Source organism: Pseudomonas sp. LAMO17WK12:I10 (genome assembly GCF_900215185.1).
Taxonomy (GTDB): Bacteria; Pseudomonadota; Gammaproteobacteria; order Pseudomonadales; family Pseudomonadaceae; genus Aquipseudomonas; species Aquipseudomonas chlororaphis.
This window is the reverse complement of sequence record NZ_OBDX01000016.1, coordinates 38,730-53,189: the sequence shown is the minus strand read 5'-3', so window position 1 is coordinate 53,189 and position 14,460 is coordinate 38,730. Positions and strand designations below refer to the sequence as shown.

Here is a 14,460-nt window from a genome sequence, read left to right as displayed (position 1 = left end):
GGCCTGGGTATGGCCTGCGGGCTCAAGCTCTGGTAAGCCGGCAGAGCAAGGCCTGTGCCAGTCGATAAAGTCGTTTTAAAACAAGGTGTTGAGATTTTCGTCGACAGGCGAATGGTGCTTTTCTAACAGTGCCGGCCCAGGCTGTTGGTTTTTCTACAGGGGCGGGTAACCGGGGCGGGCGGCTGGCCCCGGTGCTGTTTTGTCAGCAGTGCCCGGCCCGGCGGCACGGGATGCGGCGGACGCCTGGACAGGGCCGTGGGCAAGGGGGCTGGCACATCACTTGCTGGGTAGCGGGGTCGCCAACGTCATTGGCCTATTCAGGAAGCTTTTCCATGCCGCAGCCGGGTCCTCGCAACTTGCTCACCGACATCCTTGGGATCAGGGTCGGGCACGCCACCGACAGGCGTGTCGACACCGGGGTCACGGTGATCCGCACCGACGGCGCCTGGACCGCCAGCATCGACATTCGCGGCGGCGGGCCGGGCGGGCGCGAATCGGCGGCGCTGGAGCCGCAGAACATGGTCGGCCAGTTGCACGCCCTGGTGTTCGCCGGTGGCTCGGTGTTCGGCCTGGGCGCGGCGGACGCGGTGGCGGCGGCCTTGTCCCAGGACAATGTCGGCCTGCACCTCAAGGCCGGGGCGCCGGCGATTCCCATCGTGCCGGCGGCGGTCCTGCATGACCTGGCCAATGGCGGGGACAAGCAATGGGGCCTGGAACCGCCGTATCGCCGCCTGGGTTTCGAGGCCCTGGCCAACAGTGGCGCGGACTTCGCCCTGGGGGCGGTGGGCGCCGGGCGGGGCGCCATGGCCGGGGTGTTGCCGGGCGGCCTGGGCTCGGCCTCGCTGGACCTCGGGGACGGGCTGGTAGTGGCCGCGCTGGTGGTGGCCAACCCCATAGGCTCGGTGTACATGCCCGACGGCCAGACATTCTGGGCCTGGCCCTGGGAGATCGGCGGTGAGTTCGGCGGCGCCCGGCCCGGGGGCGACCAGGACAACAGCGACCCGATGCCGGAACTGTCGCGCCTGGATTCCATGGGCCGCCTGCAGGCCGGGGCCAACACCACCCTGGTGGTGGTCGCCAGCACCGCGCGGCTGACCACCGCCGAGTGCAAGCGGGTGGCGATCATGGGCCAGGACGGCATCGCCCGGGCGGTGCGTCCGGCGCACCTGCCGTTCGATGGCGACACGGTATTCGCCCTGGCCTCCGGGGCGCTGGAGTTGAGCGCCGGCCCGCGCCGCCAGGTGCAGATCGGCTGCATCGGTTCGGCCGCCGCCGACTGCGTGGCCCGGGCCATCGCCCGGGGGGTATTCGAGGCGCGCCGGGCGCGCTGACCCTTAGGGCGAACGGGCCAGGCTCCGCTTGACCCTGGCCTGGGCCTGGCGGGCCAGGGCGGGCAGTTCCAGGGCGCGATAGACCCGCTCCAGGCTGCGGTTGGTGGGTACGTCGAAGGGGTCGTAGCGGCGGCGCAGTTCCAGGTTCTGCTGGGCGGCCAGCCAGTCGCCGGAGCGCAGGCGGGCGTCGAGTTCGATCTGGGCGAACAGGTCGCGCTGGGCATGGCTGCCGCCGATTTCGTTGAGCCGCGGCAGGGCGCTGGCGAGCAGGGCGGCGGCCTGCGCCGAATCGCCCTGGGCATGGGCCAGCAGCCCCTCGGCCAGGGGCAGGGTGACCTCGGCCCAGACCGCGCGGCTGAAGGCCGGGGCCTGGCGGCTGCGGGCCCGCAGGGCGGCCAGCAGTTGCCCGGCCTCGGGTTTGCCGGCGCGGGCCAGGCCGTACAGGTATTGCAGGCTGAGGAACGGTTGCACGGTGTCGCCCTGGCGCTTTTGCAGGTAGGGCGCCAGGGCCTGCCAGCGCTCGCCGACATCGACCCCGGCCAGTTCCAGGCGCGCCAGCAGGGACACGGCGCCGATCTGGTCCTGGGAGTACTCCGGCAGAATGCCCCACACATGCCGGTCGTAGATCTCCAGCACCCGCTGCTCATCGCCGCGCGCCAGATAGAACAGCGCCAGGTGCCACCAGTTGTGGGTGTAGATGAACGAGTTGAGCCCCTGCCAGTGCGCTTTCACGCTTTCCAGGAAGGCGATGCCTTCCTCGATGCGGCCCTGGGTCAGCATGACGTGGGCCAGGGCGTGCTGGGCCCAGGGTTCGTCCGCTTGCAGGGCCAGGGCCTGGCGGGCACTGGCTTCGGCCTCGTCGAGCAGATGGCATTGCTCGTAGGCGAAGGCCAGCATGCCGTGGCCCTGGGCGACCTCCGCGGTCGCTTCCACGGCCTTGAGGGCGATGCGCAGCAGGGCCGGCCAGTTGCCGCGGTTGAACTCCACGTACTGATTGAGCTTGGCCGCGAACAGGTCGCGGGGGAACCGTTCGAGCAGGGTCTCGCTGAGGCCCAGGACCCGGTCCAGGTCGTCCTCGATCCACGCCTGCAACAGCGCCAGGTACAGCGCCGCGCGAGGGTGCGGCGCGCTGACCTGGGCCGCGCGCTGGCGGTAGTGCTCGGCCAGCCGCGGCCCTTCGGGGGATTCGATGAACATCAAGAGGATGCCGGCGAAGGCATTGCTCAGCGCCGACTCGGGGTGGCGCTCGGCGCTCGCCAGGATGCCTTCGGCGCGGGGGTGGTAGCCGAGGAAGCCGCTGATGAAGTCATCCAGGCCCCGGCGGGCGGCGGGGGCTTCGCTGTCGATGGGGTTGCCCAGGTAGTCCAGTGACATGGCGCTCACATTCCAGGGGAGGGAGGAAGCCGTACAGGGCAAACCCTGTGCCAGCCCGGCCCGGACCCGCGGTACGCGGGCCTTGGCACGAACCGGCGCAAATGCGCTGCTGCTTTTTCCACAGTGCGCTGGCGGGGCTGTGGCTTTTTCATCAGTGCCAGGGCGGGCCCCTGGCGGCCATGCCCGGCCCCTCTCCAGGCAATGCGGGCGCTTCGAGGCAGTGGCACAGGCCTTGCTAAATCCCGGCAAAGGGGCCGCCGCAAGGCGTCCCCCTGAACCATTGCCAAGGAGTCAGCATGCCCAGTCACCCTTATCGACATCCGTCTCGCCTCAGGTCGTTGCGCCTGGCTTTCACGGGGCGGGCTTTCCAGGGCGCGGCCCTGGGCCTGCTGGCCTGCGTGGCGCTGCTCGCCGGCAACGCCCAGGCCGAACCCCGGGACGGTGGCGTGCTCAACCTGATCGCCCAGCCCGAGCCGCCGTCGCTGATGCATGGCGTGGTCACCCATGTGTCGACCCAGTACGTCAGCGGCAAGATCCTCCAGGGCCTGCTGACCTACGACCGCGAACTCAAGCCGCAACCGGTGCTGGCCCGGGCCTGGACAGTGTCCGCCGATGGCCTGACCTACACCTTCGATCTGCAGGAAGGCGTGCGCTGGCACGACGGCCAGCCGTTCAGCGCCGAGGACGTGCTGTTCAGCTTCAAGACCTTTTACCCGGAAGTCGACAAACGCATGGCCAGCATCTTCAGCCAGTACGTGGCGTCGATCGAGACCGGCAACCCGCGGCAGGTGATCTTCCACCTGAACAAACCCTTCGCGCCCTTGCTCTCGCTGCTGGGCAGCGGCCTGCGGCCGATCGTGCCGAAGCACTTGTACGAAGGCAGCGACTTTCGCAACAACCCGTACAACCTCAAGCCGGTGGGGACCGGGCCGTTCGTGTTCCAGGAATGGAAACGCGGCGCCTACATCAAGCTGGCGAAGAACCCGCGATACTGGAAACAGGGCCTGCCGCACCTGGACGGCATCATCTTCCACGTGATCCCCGACGGCTCCTCGCGGGCCGCGGCCTTCGAGCGCGACGACGTGCAGGTGTTGCGCAGCGGCGACGCCGACTACGCCGACCTCAAGCGCCTGAGCGCGCTGCCCGGGGTGCAAGCCTCGGAGCAGGGCTGGGAGCTGTACTCGGGCCTGGCGTTCCTGCAGATCAATACCCGCAAGCCGCCGTTGAACGACCCCAAGGTGCGCCAGGCGATTCTCTATGCGTTGAACCGCCCGTTCATCGTCGACAACATCTTCTTCGGCTCGGGCCGGGTGGCCCAGGGGCCCTTTGTCTCCAGCTCGCCGTACCACGATCCGCAGTTGCCGCAATACGCCTATGACCCGGACAAGGCCAAGGCGCTGATCGCCGAGTCCGGGGTGGACGTCGGCGCGGTGCGCATCCGCCTGCTCAACGGCGAAAAGGGCGGCGCCTGGGAGCGCCTGGCCGAGTACACCAAGCAGGCCCTGCAACTCATGGGGTTCAAGGTCCAGGTAGTCACCTCGGATGCCGCCACCTGGTTCCAGCGGGTCAGTGACTGGGACTTCGACCTGACCTACAACTTCATCTTCCAGATCGGCGACCCGTACCTGACCAACGCCTACCTGTACCGCTCGGACTACATCCTCAAGACCTCGCCCTTCGCCAATGTCAGCGGCTACGTCAACCCGGCGGCGGACAGCCTGTGGAACCGGGTCGCCGACACCGCCGAAGGCCCCCAGCGGCAGAAGCTCTACAGCCAGCTGGAGAACCTGCTGAACAGCGACCTGCCGATCGCGCCGATCTTCGAAATGCGCTACCCGACGCTGTACCACAGCCAGGTCAAGAACCTGCTGCAGACCGCCACCAGCCTCAACGAAGACTATGAAAGCGTCTACCTCGACGCCCCGGCGCCATGAGCGGGCTGCTGTTTTTCGGCTCGCGCCTGGGGCGGGCGCTGCTGATGATCGTCGGGGTGCTGGTGTTGAGCTTCCTGTTGATCCGCCTGGCGCCCGGCGACCCGGCACTGCTGATGGCCGGCGAGGCCGGGGTGGACGATCCGCAGTACATCGCCAGCCTGCGTCACGCCATGGGCCTGGACCAGCCCCTGGCCCGGCAGTTGCTGCTGTACCTGGGCCAGGTGGCGACTCTCGACCTCGGCTACTCCTATCGCAACCAGACCCCGGTGTGGACCCTGCTCGCCGAGCGCCTGCCGGCCACCCTGACCCTGATGGGCTCGGCCTTTGTCCTGTCGTCGCTGCTCGGCGTGACCCTCGGTGTGCTGGCGGCCCGCGCCCGGCAGCGCCGGCACTGGCTGGACGGGGTGATTTCCCACGGTGCCCTGCTGCTGTATGCGATGCCGCCGTTCTGGCTGGCGATGCTGCTGATCCTGCTGTTCTCGGTGAGCCTCGACTGGCTGCCGGCCTTCGGCATGGAGACGGTCGCCCGCGAGCTGCACGGCGCTGCCTGGCTGGCGGACCGGGCACGGCACCTGTTGTTGCCGTGCCTGTCCTTGAGCTTTCTGTTCCTGGCCCTGTACATCCACCTGACCCGCGCCGCGACCCTGGAGGCGATGCACCAGGAATACGTGTATACCGCCCAGGCCAAGGGCCTGCGTCCACGGCGCATTCTGCTGGGCCATGTGCTGCGCAACGCGCTGCTGCCGGTGGTGACTTTCGCCGGCTTGCAGCTGGGCCAACTGGCCAGCGGCGCGCTGCTGGTGGAGGTGGTCTATTCCTGGCCGGGCATCGGCCGGCTGATGTACGACTCCCTGGCCCAGCGCGACTACGGGGTGCTGATGGGCGGCTTTCTGCTGATCTCGGTGCTGGTGGTCGGTTTCAATCTGCTGACCGACCTGGCCTGCCGCCTGCTGGACCCACGGATCGGCGCCGGAGGGCAGGGCGCATGAACCCGTCCACGGCATGGCGGCGTTTTATCGGTCAGCCCTCGGCGCTGCTCGGCGCCCTGTTCCTGCTGCTGTTGAGCCTGCTGGCGGTGGCCGCGCCCTGGCTCGCCCAGGCGGCGCCCTGGGAGATGAGCGCGCGGCCGATGCTCGCGCCGTTCCAGGACCCGGCCCACTGGCTGGGCAGCGACCTGCTGGGCCGCGACCTGGCCAGCGGCCTGTTGCATGGCGCCCGGGTGTCACTGGCGGTGGGGGCCCTGGCCAGCCTGGCAACCCTGGTGGCGGGCTCGCTGGTGGGCGCTGTCGCCGGCTATGTCGGTGGCTGGCTGGACGGCGTGCTGATGCGCATCGCCGAGTTTTTCCAGATCATCCCGCAGCTGGTGCTGGCGGTGATTCTGGTGGCGATCCTCGAACCTTCCCTGGGTTCCATCGTGCTGGCCATCGCCCTGGTGGCCTGGCCGGCGGTGGCGCGCCTGGTGCGCAGCGAATTCCTCAGCCTGCGCCAGCGCGAGTTCGTCCAGGCCGCCCGGGTGCTGGGGCAGTCGCCCTGGGCGATCGTCTTCCAGCAGATCCTGCCCAATGCCCTGGCGCCGCTGCTGGTGACCATGACCTTCGTCATGGCCACGGCCATCCTCACCGAGGCGGCCCTGGCCTTCCTCGGCCTGAGCGACCCCGAAGCCATGAGCTGGGGCTACATGATCAATGCGTCACGAGGGCTGCTGCGCGATGCCTGGTGGATGAGCCTGCTGCCCGGCGGCGCGATCCTGCTTTGCGTGCTGGCGGTCAATCGTGTCGGCGAAGGCCTGCGCGTGGCCTTCGAACCTGCCCGTCGAAATGGAGATTCCCCACCATGAGCCAGAGCACGCAAGCGCTGCTGAATATCCAACACCTGCGCATTGCGCTGCCGGCCGGCGGCGACCGCAGCCATGCGCTGCACGACCTGTCGCTGCAATTACGGCGCGGCCAATGCCTGTGCGTGGTCGGCGAGTCCGGCTCGGGCAAGTCGATGCTGGCCAAGGCCTTGCTGCGCCTGTTACCGCGCCCGCTGCGAGTGGAAAGCGGGCGCCTGGAGTTTCGTGGCCAGGACCTGGCCGGACGCGATGAAGAGGCCATGCGCCAGCTGCGCGGGCGCGACATCAGCATGATCTTCCAGGAGCCCATGAGTGCGCTCAACCCGCTGCTGAGCGTCGGCCGGCAGATCGACGAAACCCTGCAGGCCCATGGGCTCAAGGCCGCCGGCGCGCGGCGCCGACGGGTGATCGAATTGCTGGGTTATGTCGGCTTGCCCGACCCCGCGCGCCTGCGGCATGCCTATCCGTTCGAGCTGTCCGGCGGCCAGCGCCAGCGGGTGGTGATCGCCATGGCCCTGGCGTTCGATCCGGCGCTGTTGATCGCCGACGAGCCGACCTCGGCGCTGGACGTCACCACCCAGGGGCAGATCCTCGACCTGCTGCGGCGGATCCAGCGCGAGAAGGGCATGGCGATGCTGTTCATCACCCATGACTTTGCCGTGGTCGAGGCGGTCGCCGATCGCGTGCTGGTCCTGGAAAAAGGACATATGGTGGAGCAGGGGCCGGTCGCCGAAGTGCTGCGCGCGCCTCGGCAAGACTACACCCGGCGCTTGCTCGAGGCGGTGGCCGCGGTGCCCCTGCAACCCCGGCAGGCACTGGCGGAGGCGGCCGTGGTGCTGAGCGCCCGGCAGCTGGAAAAGAGCTTCAGCCGCCGCGGTGGCGGGTGGCGGCGGCACAGCACCCGGGCCCTGGCCGAGGTCGACCTGGAGCTGCGCGAAGGCCAGACCCTGGGCATCGTCGGCGAGTCGGGTTCCGGCAAGTCGACCCTGGGCCGGTGCCTGGTGCGTTTGCTACAGGCGGATCGCGGCAGTATCCAGTGGCAGGGCAGGGAAGTCGCCGGCCTGTCCCAGGCGCGCCTGCGGCCGCTGCGCGGCGCCGTGCAGATGATCTTCCAGGACCCGTTCGCCTCGCTCAATCCGCGGCAGAACATCGGCACTATCCTGATGACCGGGCCCCTGGCCCAGGGCTGGAGCAAGGCGGACGCACAGCAGCAGGCACGCCGGGTGCTGGAACGGGTGGGCCTGCCGGCGACCGCCCTGGAGCGTTACCCCCATGAGTTTTCCGGTGGCCAGCGCCAACGTATCGGCATCGCCCGGGCCCTGGCGGTGGAACCCAGGGTGCTGATCGCCGACGAGTGCGTCTCGGCCCTCGACGCGCTGATCCAGGTGCAGATTCTCGAACTGCTGGAGGCGCTGCAACGAGAGCTGGGCCTGAGCCTGCTGTTCATCACCCATGACCTGCGCGTGGCCGCCCGGCTCTGTGACCGTATCGCGGTGATGCGCGGCGGTCGGGTGGTGGAGCAGGGCGAGACGGCGACCCTGCTGGCCCGGCCACGGCATGCCTACACCCAGGCCCTGCTGCGGGGCTTTTCCCAGGCCGTGGCGCCGCCGGCCGTGAGCCGGGCGGTCGAGGTCGCGCCATGAGCCAGTCGCGCGGGATGATGAGCCTGAATGCTTTCCTGATGGCCACCGGGCACCATGTCGCCGGCTGGCGCCACCCCGAGGCCCAGGCCGATGGCGGGCTGGATTTCGAGCACTACCGACGGCTGGCGCTGACCGCGGAACGGGGGTGTTTCGACGCGCTGTTTCTCTCCGACACCCTGGCCATGCTGCCGGGCAGCCGCCAGGCGCTGAGCCGGATGTCGCGCACCGAACACTTCGAGCCGCTGACCCTGCTCGGCGCGCTGGCGGCGGTGACCCGGCGCATCGGCCTGGTGGCGACCGTCACCACCTCCTACAACAGCGTCGACACCGTGGCCGCTGGCTTCGCCTCCCTGGAGGCCCTCAGCGGCGCTCGCAGCGGCTGGAACCTGGTGACCTCGAGCAACGCCGAAGAGGCCTTCAACTTCGGCCGCCCGGAACATTTCGAACACGCCCGGCGTTATGGCCTGGCCCGGGAGTTCCTGGCCCAGGTGCGCGAGCGCTGGGCGCAGCGCAGGCTGGCGCCGGTGCAGGTGCTGGCCGGCGCTTCCAGGGCCGGTCGCGAGCTGGCCGCAGCCCATGCCGAGGTGGTGTTCACCGCGCAGCCGGAACTGGCCGGCGCCCAGCAGTTCTATCGCGAACTCAAGGGCCTGTTGCCCCATTACGGGCGTCATGCCGGCCAACTGAAAGTCATGCCCGGGGTGCTGCCGATCGTCGCCGACAGCGCCGCCGAGGCCCAGGCCTTGTATCAGCAGTTGCAGGATCTGGTGCAGCCTGAAGTAGGCTTGTCGTTATTGGCGGATATCGCTGGCGGCGCCGATCTGTCGGCCTGCGACCTGGACGGCCCGTTGCCGGAGCTGCCGGCCACCCATTCCGGGGTCAGCCGGCGCGAGCTGCTGATCGGCGTGGCCCGCCGCGAAGGCCTGAGTATCCGCCAGCTGTACCTGCGCATGGCGGCGGCGCGCGGGCATCTGGTCCTGGTGGGCGAGCCCCGGCAGATCGCCGACCGGCTGGAGCAGTGGTTCGTCGAAGAGGCCGCCGATGGTTTTAATGTGATGCCGCCCTACCTGCCGGGCGGGCTGGAGCGTTTCGTCGACAAGGTGGTGCCGGAACTGCAGCGTCGCGGGCTGTTCCGCCGCGCCTACCAGGGCCGCACCTTGCGCGATCATCTGGGCCTGCCCCGGCCCGACTACCTGGTATCCGAAGAGGTTCGTAGCGCCCATGGCTGATCAGCACAGCTTTACCGAGTTGCCCCTGGTGCGGGGCGAACTCCTGGAAATCCGCCCCGGCCGGCGCCTCAGCGTGGCCCATCGGCCCGGCACCCGGCAGGCCGACACCGTGGTGTTCTTCGGCCATGGCGGCGGCGGGCACAAGGACCAGTGGCGCGAGTTGTGGCGCAGCCTCGGCGAGCAGGGCTACAGCCTGGTGGCCTGGGACCTGCTGGGCCACGGCGACAGCGAAAAACCACGCCAGCCCGCGGCCTACGCCTGGGACGAACTGGTGGCCGACCAGTTGCAGATCATCAAGCGTTACGCCGGCCGGCGGAACCTGCTGGTGGCCCATTCCTTCGGCACCGGGCTGGCCTTGAGCGCCTTGCTGGAACAGCCGCGACGCCTGCCCGAGGTGTCCGTCGCCGGGGCCTTGCTGCTGGGCACCACCTTGCAGCGTCCCCTGAGTCGCGGCGGCCTGATGGCCTTGCCGGCGTGGCTCCTGGAAATTGTCCGGCCGCTGTTGTCCCGGGGCTTTCGCCAGCGTGCCTGGCACTCCGCGGTCGACCCGGCGCTGCTGGCCTACGAGGAGCAACTGACCCGGCGCAATCGGCTGTATGTGTTCAAGGCCTTGCTGCAAAGCGCCCAATGGCCGGACGCCACGGCCCTGGCCGGCCTGGCCCTGCCGACCCGGGTACTGGCCGGCGACAGCGACGGCCTGACCCCGGCCAGCGGCGGCGAAGCCCTGGCCCGGCAATTGCCGAAGGGGAGCTTCCAGTTGCTGGAGCAATGCGGCCATCAATTGATGCTGGAGCGGCCCGCGCAAGTGCTGGCGGCGTTCCAGGCGTTGCTGGAGAGTCTCGAACGGCCTGTGGTTGCAGCCCAGGGTTGAGCAGGGCCCGGGGCCAGCCCGGCTGCCGCCGGCGGGCTGCGGGTTGGCCTTTCAGGTATTTGTTGCAAGCCACGATGACGTACATGACAATGAGAGTCATTATCAGTCGCGAATTATTCCATCGTCATGCCCGCCAACGACTTGTCCTTACGCAGTGCTGTCAACGATCTGTATTGTGACCATCACGGTTGGCTCCAGGGCTGGCTGCGCAAGCGCCTGGGCAACGCCTTCGATGCCGCGGACCTGGCCCAGGACACCTTCGTGCGGGTGATCAAGGCCCGCTCCGCGCTGGACATCCGCGAGCCGCGCTCGTACCTGTCGATGATTGCCAAGGGCCTGCTGATCGACCTGTTTCGCCGGCGTTCGCTGGAGCAGGCCTACCTTGACGTGCTGGCCGCCATGCCCGAGGCCCTGCAGCCATCGCCGGAGGAACAGGCGATCCTGTTCCAGGCGTTGATGGAGATCGACCGCCTGCTGCAAGGGTTGGGGCCGCGGGTCAAGCAGACCTTTATCCTGTCGCAGTTCAGTGGCCTGACCTACCCGCAAATCGCCGAGCAACTGGGCGTCAGCGTGCGCACGGTGAACAACCACATGGCCAAGGCCATGGAGCATTGCTGCCTGATGCAGATCCAGTTGCAACTCCCATGAGCCTGCCCGCCGAAGAAATGAAAGCCATCGGCGTCGCCGCGCGCTGGTATGCCCGCCTGCATTCCGGCACCGCGACCGACACCGACCGGACCGCCTGGGACAGCTGGCTGGCGGCCGATCCACTGAATCGCCAGGCCTGGCAGAGAATGGCCGCCGTGGCCGAGCAGATGGCCAGCGTGCCGGGCGCCCTGGCGGCGCCGACCTTGAGCCAGGCCGGCAAGAGTTCCCGACGCCAAGTGCTGCGCAGCGCCTTGCTGCTGACCAGCGCCGGTTCCCTGGGCTGGCTGGGCTGGCGCAGCCAGGCCGCGCAGAATCTGATGTGCGACTACCGCACCCGGGTGGGCGAGCGCCGCGAATTGCGCCTGGCGGACGGCAGCAGCCTGCTGCTCAACACCGACACCTCAGTCAACCTGCGCTTCGATGGGCGCCAGCGGGTGCTGGAGCTGCTGTGGGGCGAAATCCTGGTGAGCACCGCGCCTGATCCATTGCAGCGGCCCTTCAAGGTGGTCACCCGCCACGCCGAGGTGCTGGCGTTGGGCACGCGTTTTATCGTGCGCAGCCAGCCCGGGGGCGGCGAGGTGGCGGTGTTGGAAAAGGCGGTGGAGGTCAGCGTGCCGGGCGGTGGTTCGGCGATGCGGGTCGAGGCCGGCAAGCGGTTGGCGTTCGACGAGCGGAGCCTGGGCACGCCACAGGGCAACGATGTCTCAGTGGGCGCCTGGCAGCAGGGCAGCATCATCGCCATCGACCGGCCCTTGGCGGCTCTGCTCAACGACCTGTCGCGCTATCGCCCCGGCGTGCTGCGTTGGGACCCGGCCATCGGCGACCTGAAGGTGTCCGGGGTCTTTCCCATCGACGACACCGACCTCGCCCTGGCGGCGCTGGAGAGTGGGTTTGCCTTGCGCGTGACCCGCTACAGCCGTTTCTGGGTCCAGGTCGCCCGGGCCGATTCGCGCTGAACAGGTGCCTTGGATAAAAAATTCTGCGGCGTCTGCACTTTTCGACCGCACCGTTCGGCTCATCCCTCAGTGAGTTGTCATTGACCGTTTTGGGGGAGGGAGCATGTCTCGGGTGAACGCGCCAGGTCGTCTGGCGAACGCAGTGAAAGTCGCTTTGCTGGCAACCACCATGGCCAGCGCCTGTTCGGCGAATGCCGACCCGGCCACAGGGGCCGCGGCGCAGCAGAGCCAGGTCCGCGCCTACGACATCGGCGCCGGCAGCCTGGTGGATGTGCTGACCCGTTTTTCCAGTGCCGCCGGGGCGGCGATTTCCTTTGATGCGCGGCAAACCCAGGGCCGGCAATCGCCCGGGCTCAAGGGCCAGTTCGGGGTCGATGAAGGTTTCGCGCGGATTCTGCGCGGCAGCGGCCTGCGCGCCGAGCCCCAGGCCAACGGCAGCTATGTGCTGCGCGCGGTGCCGGTGCTCGGCTCGGCGCTGGAACTGGGCGCCACCAACATCGACGGCCAGTTGCTGGGGGCGACCACCGAGGGCAGCGGCTCCTACACCACCGGGGCGGTGACCATCGGCAAGGGCCAGCACTCGCTGCGCGAGACCCCGCAATCGGTGACGGTGATGACCCGCAAGATGCTCGACGACCAGAACCTGCACAGCATCGACCAGGTCATGGAAAAGACCCCGGGCATCACCGTCTACGACTCGACCATGGGCGGCAAGTATTTCTACTCCCGCGGCTTTCGCATGTCGGGCCAGTATCAGTACGACGGTGTGCCGCTGGACATGGGCAACCTCTATGTCCAGGCCGACAGCTTCAGCGGCGACATGGCCTATTACGACCGGGTGGAAATCCTCCGTGGCGCCGCCGGGATGATGAAAGGCGCGGGCGGCACCGCCGGCGGGGTGAACTTCGTGCGCAAGCGTGGCCAGAGCACGCCGCAGACCGAAGTCACCTTGTCCGGTGGCAGCTGGGACAACTACCGCGGCCAGGTCGACACCGGCGGCCCGCTCAACGAGTCCGGCACCCTGCGTGGCCGCGCGGTGGTGGCCGAGCAGAGCCGGCGTTACTTCATCGACGACGCCAGTCGCAAGGACCAGGTGTATTACGGTGCGCTCGACTTCGACCTGAGCCCCGACACCACCCTCGGCCTGGGCATCGCCTATGAAGACGTCGACGCCAACCCGTGCTGGGGCGGCCTGCCGCGCTACAAGGACGGCAGCGACCTGAAACTCAGTCGCTCGACCTGCCTCGATCCGTCCTGGAACACCTGGCGCAGCAAGCGCACCACGGTGTTCGGCGACCTCAAGCACCAGCTCAACGACGACTGGGCGCTGAAGGTCGCCGGCGTCTACACCAAGAACACCCAGGACATCAAATACGCCTTCGCCTCCGGCTCGGTGACCCCCGGCGTCGACACCACTGGCATGCTCGGCAGCATGTACGACTACGACCAGGTCGATTACGGCCTCGATGCCTACCTGGATGGCAAATTCACCGCGTTCGGCCTGCAGCATGAGCTGGTGGTGGGGGTCAACGGCAGTCGCGCGGACAAGGACGATTTCTTCTCGGTAGCCTTGCTGCCGCAGCGGCAGAACGTGTTCAACCCGGACCGGCATATCCCGGAACCGGACGACAACTACTTCATCGAGAACTCGACCCGCGGTGGCCCGGTGAAGACCGTCACCGAGCAGCGCGGTCTGTACTCGACCCTGCGGCTCAAGCTGGCGGAACCCCTGACCTTCGTCGTCGGCGGCCGGGTGAGCTGGTACCGCTCGAAAAGCGATTCGGTGTTCCTCAGCTCGGGCACCTCGGAGCACGCCAGAAGCACCGAGACCGGACAGGTCACGCCCTTTGCCGGCCTGTTGCTGGACCTCAACGACAACCTGACCGCCTATGCCAGCTACGCGGAGATCTTTACGCCCCAAGGCAACTACCGCTCGGAAAGCGGCTCGGCGCTCAAGCCGCTGGTGGGGGAAAGTTACGAGCTGGGGATCAAGGGCGAATGGTTCGAAGGGCGCCTGAACAGCGCCTTCAATCTGTTCCAGACCGTGCAGAAGGACCAGGCGCAGACCGACTACAACTCCAGCTGTGCGTCATCGGATGGCTACTGCTACCTGAACTCCGGCAAGGTCCGCGCCCAGGGCTTCGAAGCCGAAATCAGCGGCGAGGTCATCGAGCGCCTGCAACTGCTGGCCGGCTACACCTATACCCAGACCAAGACCCTGGACGACATCGACGGCAGGCTCAATGGCGCCGCATTCAACAGCTATGTGCCGCGCCATATGCTGCGCCTGTGGGGCGACTATGCCCTCGACGGCACGCTCGAGCGCTTCAGCATCGGCGCCGGGGTCAACGCGCAAAGCGACAACTTCCGGGTCTCGCAGGCCACCGGCGAAAAAATCACCCAGGCCGGCTACGCGGTGTGGAACGGCCGCATAGGCTACCGCATCGACGACACCTGGTCGCTGGCGCTCAACGGCAACAACCTGTTCGACAAGCGCTACTACGCCACCATCGGCACCGAGACCTTCGGCAACTACTACGGCGATCCGCGTAACTTCACCATGACCCTCAAGGCGCAGTTCTGAGTCGCTCAGGCAATAAAAAGCGCCACTCCCGGGAGTGGCGTTTTTGTCTGCGGCCGGCT

11 protein-coding genes are annotated in these 14,460 nt (G+C 68.2%); 10 read left to right on the top strand and 1 reads right to left on the bottom strand.

Annotation, left to right across the window (positions count from 1 at the left end):
- The first annotated feature begins 332 nt into the window (after window positions 1-332).
- Window positions 333-1,331: a P1 family peptidase gene (locus CRO75_RS18080; protein ID WP_097137235.1), complete on the top strand. Its 999-nt coding sequence runs from the start codon at window positions 333-335 to the stop codon at window positions 1,329-1,331.
- Between the two features lie 3 nt (window positions 1,332-1,334).
- On the opposite strand, the gene CRO75_RS18075 is transcribed toward CRO75_RS18080, so the two are convergent.
- Window positions 1,335-2,705 (bottom strand): tetratricopeptide repeat protein, encoded by a 1,371-nt coding sequence (locus CRO75_RS18075; protein WP_097137233.1) that lies wholly within the window; start codon window positions 2,703-2,705, stop codon window positions 1,335-1,337.
- Window positions 2,706-3,001: 296 nt separating this feature from the next.
- Here CRO75_RS18075 and CRO75_RS18070 point away from each other — a divergent pair, with 296 nt between their 5' ends.
- From CRO75_RS18070 to CRO75_RS18035, 9 genes are all read left to right on the top strand, one after another.
- On the top strand, window positions 3,002-4,639 hold the full coding sequence (locus CRO75_RS18070) for an ABC transporter substrate-binding protein (RefSeq protein ID WP_097137231.1): 1,638 nt from the start codon (window positions 3,002-3,004) through the stop codon (window positions 4,637-4,639).
- Window positions 4,636-5,628 carry an ABC transporter permease gene (locus tag CRO75_RS18065; protein WP_097137229.1) on the top strand — a complete coding sequence of 331 codons (993 nt, stop codon included), beginning with the start codon at window positions 4,636-4,638 and terminating at the stop codon, window positions 5,626-5,628. Before CRO75_RS18070 ends, CRO75_RS18065 begins: the two co-directional genes overlap by 4 nt.
- Window positions 5,625-6,476: an ABC transporter permease gene (locus tag CRO75_RS33130; protein WP_204856407.1), complete on the top strand. Its 852-nt coding sequence runs from the start codon at window positions 5,625-5,627 to the stop codon at window positions 6,474-6,476. Before CRO75_RS18065 ends, CRO75_RS33130 begins: the two co-directional genes overlap by 4 nt.
- On the top strand, window positions 6,473-8,116 hold the full coding sequence (locus CRO75_RS18060) for an ABC transporter ATP-binding protein (protein WP_204856406.1): 1,644 nt from the start codon (window positions 6,473-6,475) through the stop codon (window positions 8,114-8,116). Before CRO75_RS33130 ends, CRO75_RS18060 begins: the two co-directional genes overlap by 4 nt.
- The gene (locus CRO75_RS18055) at window positions 8,113-9,342 is read left to right on the top strand and encodes an LLM class flavin-dependent oxidoreductase (protein WP_177409762.1); all 1,230 of its coding nucleotides are present in this window, start codon (window positions 8,113-8,115) and stop codon (window positions 9,340-9,342) included. Before CRO75_RS18060 ends, CRO75_RS18055 begins: the two co-directional genes overlap by 4 nt.
- Window positions 9,335-10,213: an alpha/beta hydrolase gene (locus tag CRO75_RS18050; protein ID WP_097137223.1), complete on the top strand. Its 879-nt coding sequence runs from the start codon at window positions 9,335-9,337 to the stop codon at window positions 10,211-10,213. Before CRO75_RS18055 ends, CRO75_RS18050 begins: the two co-directional genes overlap by 8 nt.
- A 126-nt stretch (window positions 10,214-10,339) precedes the next feature.
- Entirely contained in the window at window positions 10,340-10,861 is a 522-nt protein-coding gene (locus CRO75_RS18045; protein WP_007923435.1) for a sigma-70 family RNA polymerase sigma factor, read from the top strand.
- Window positions 10,858-11,817: a FecR domain-containing protein gene (locus CRO75_RS18040; RefSeq protein ID WP_097137221.1), complete on the top strand. Its 960-nt coding sequence runs from the start codon at window positions 10,858-10,860 to the stop codon at window positions 11,815-11,817. The genes CRO75_RS18045 and CRO75_RS18040 overlap by 4 nt, the downstream gene beginning before the upstream one ends.
- A gap of 103 nt (window positions 11,818-11,920) precedes the next feature.
- Window positions 11,921-14,401, top strand: a complete 2,481-nt coding sequence (locus tag CRO75_RS18035; RefSeq protein ID WP_097137219.1) for a TonB-dependent siderophore receptor — start codon at window positions 11,921-11,923, stop codon at window positions 14,399-14,401.
- Window positions 14,402-14,460: the final 59 nt, after the last annotated feature.

Excerpts from the sequence above, each read along its gene's own strand:
- CRO75_RS18065 (WP_097137229.1), top strand. The coding sequence starts at position 4,636 with ATGAGCGGGCTGCTGTTTTTCGGCTCGCGCCTGGGGCGGGCGCTGCTG.
- CRO75_RS18040 (WP_097137221.1), top strand. The coding sequence starts at position 10,858 with ATGAGCCTGCCCGCCGAAGAAATGAAAGCCATCGGCGTCGCCGCGCGC.
- CRO75_RS18080 (WP_097137235.1), top strand. The coding sequence starts at position 333 with ATGCCGCAGCCGGGTCCTCGCAACTTGCTCACCGACATCCTTGGGATC.
- CRO75_RS18060 (WP_204856406.1), top strand. The coding sequence starts at position 6,473 with ATGAGCCAGAGCACGCAAGCGCTGCTGAATATCCAACACCTGCGCATT.
- CRO75_RS18075 (WP_097137233.1), bottom strand. The coding sequence starts at position 2,705 with ATGTCACTGGACTACCTGGGCAACCCCATCGACAGCGAAGCCCCCGCC.
- CRO75_RS18055 (WP_177409762.1), top strand. The coding sequence starts at position 8,113 with ATGAGCCAGTCGCGCGGGATGATGAGCCTGAATGCTTTCCTGATGGCC.
- CRO75_RS18050 (WP_097137223.1), top strand. The coding sequence starts at position 9,335 with ATGGCTGATCAGCACAGCTTTACCGAGTTGCCCCTGGTGCGGGGCGAA.
- CRO75_RS18070 (WP_097137231.1), top strand. The coding sequence starts at position 3,002 with ATGCCCAGTCACCCTTATCGACATCCGTCTCGCCTCAGGTCGTTGCGC.
- CRO75_RS18035 (WP_097137219.1), top strand. The coding sequence starts at position 11,921 with ATGTCTCGGGTGAACGCGCCAGGTCGTCTGGCGAACGCAGTGAAAGTC.
- CRO75_RS33130 (WP_204856407.1), top strand. The coding sequence starts at position 5,625 with ATGAACCCGTCCACGGCATGGCGGCGTTTTATCGGTCAGCCCTCGGCG.
- CRO75_RS18045 (WP_007923435.1), top strand. The coding sequence starts at position 10,340 with ATGCCCGCCAACGACTTGTCCTTACGCAGTGCTGTCAACGATCTGTAT.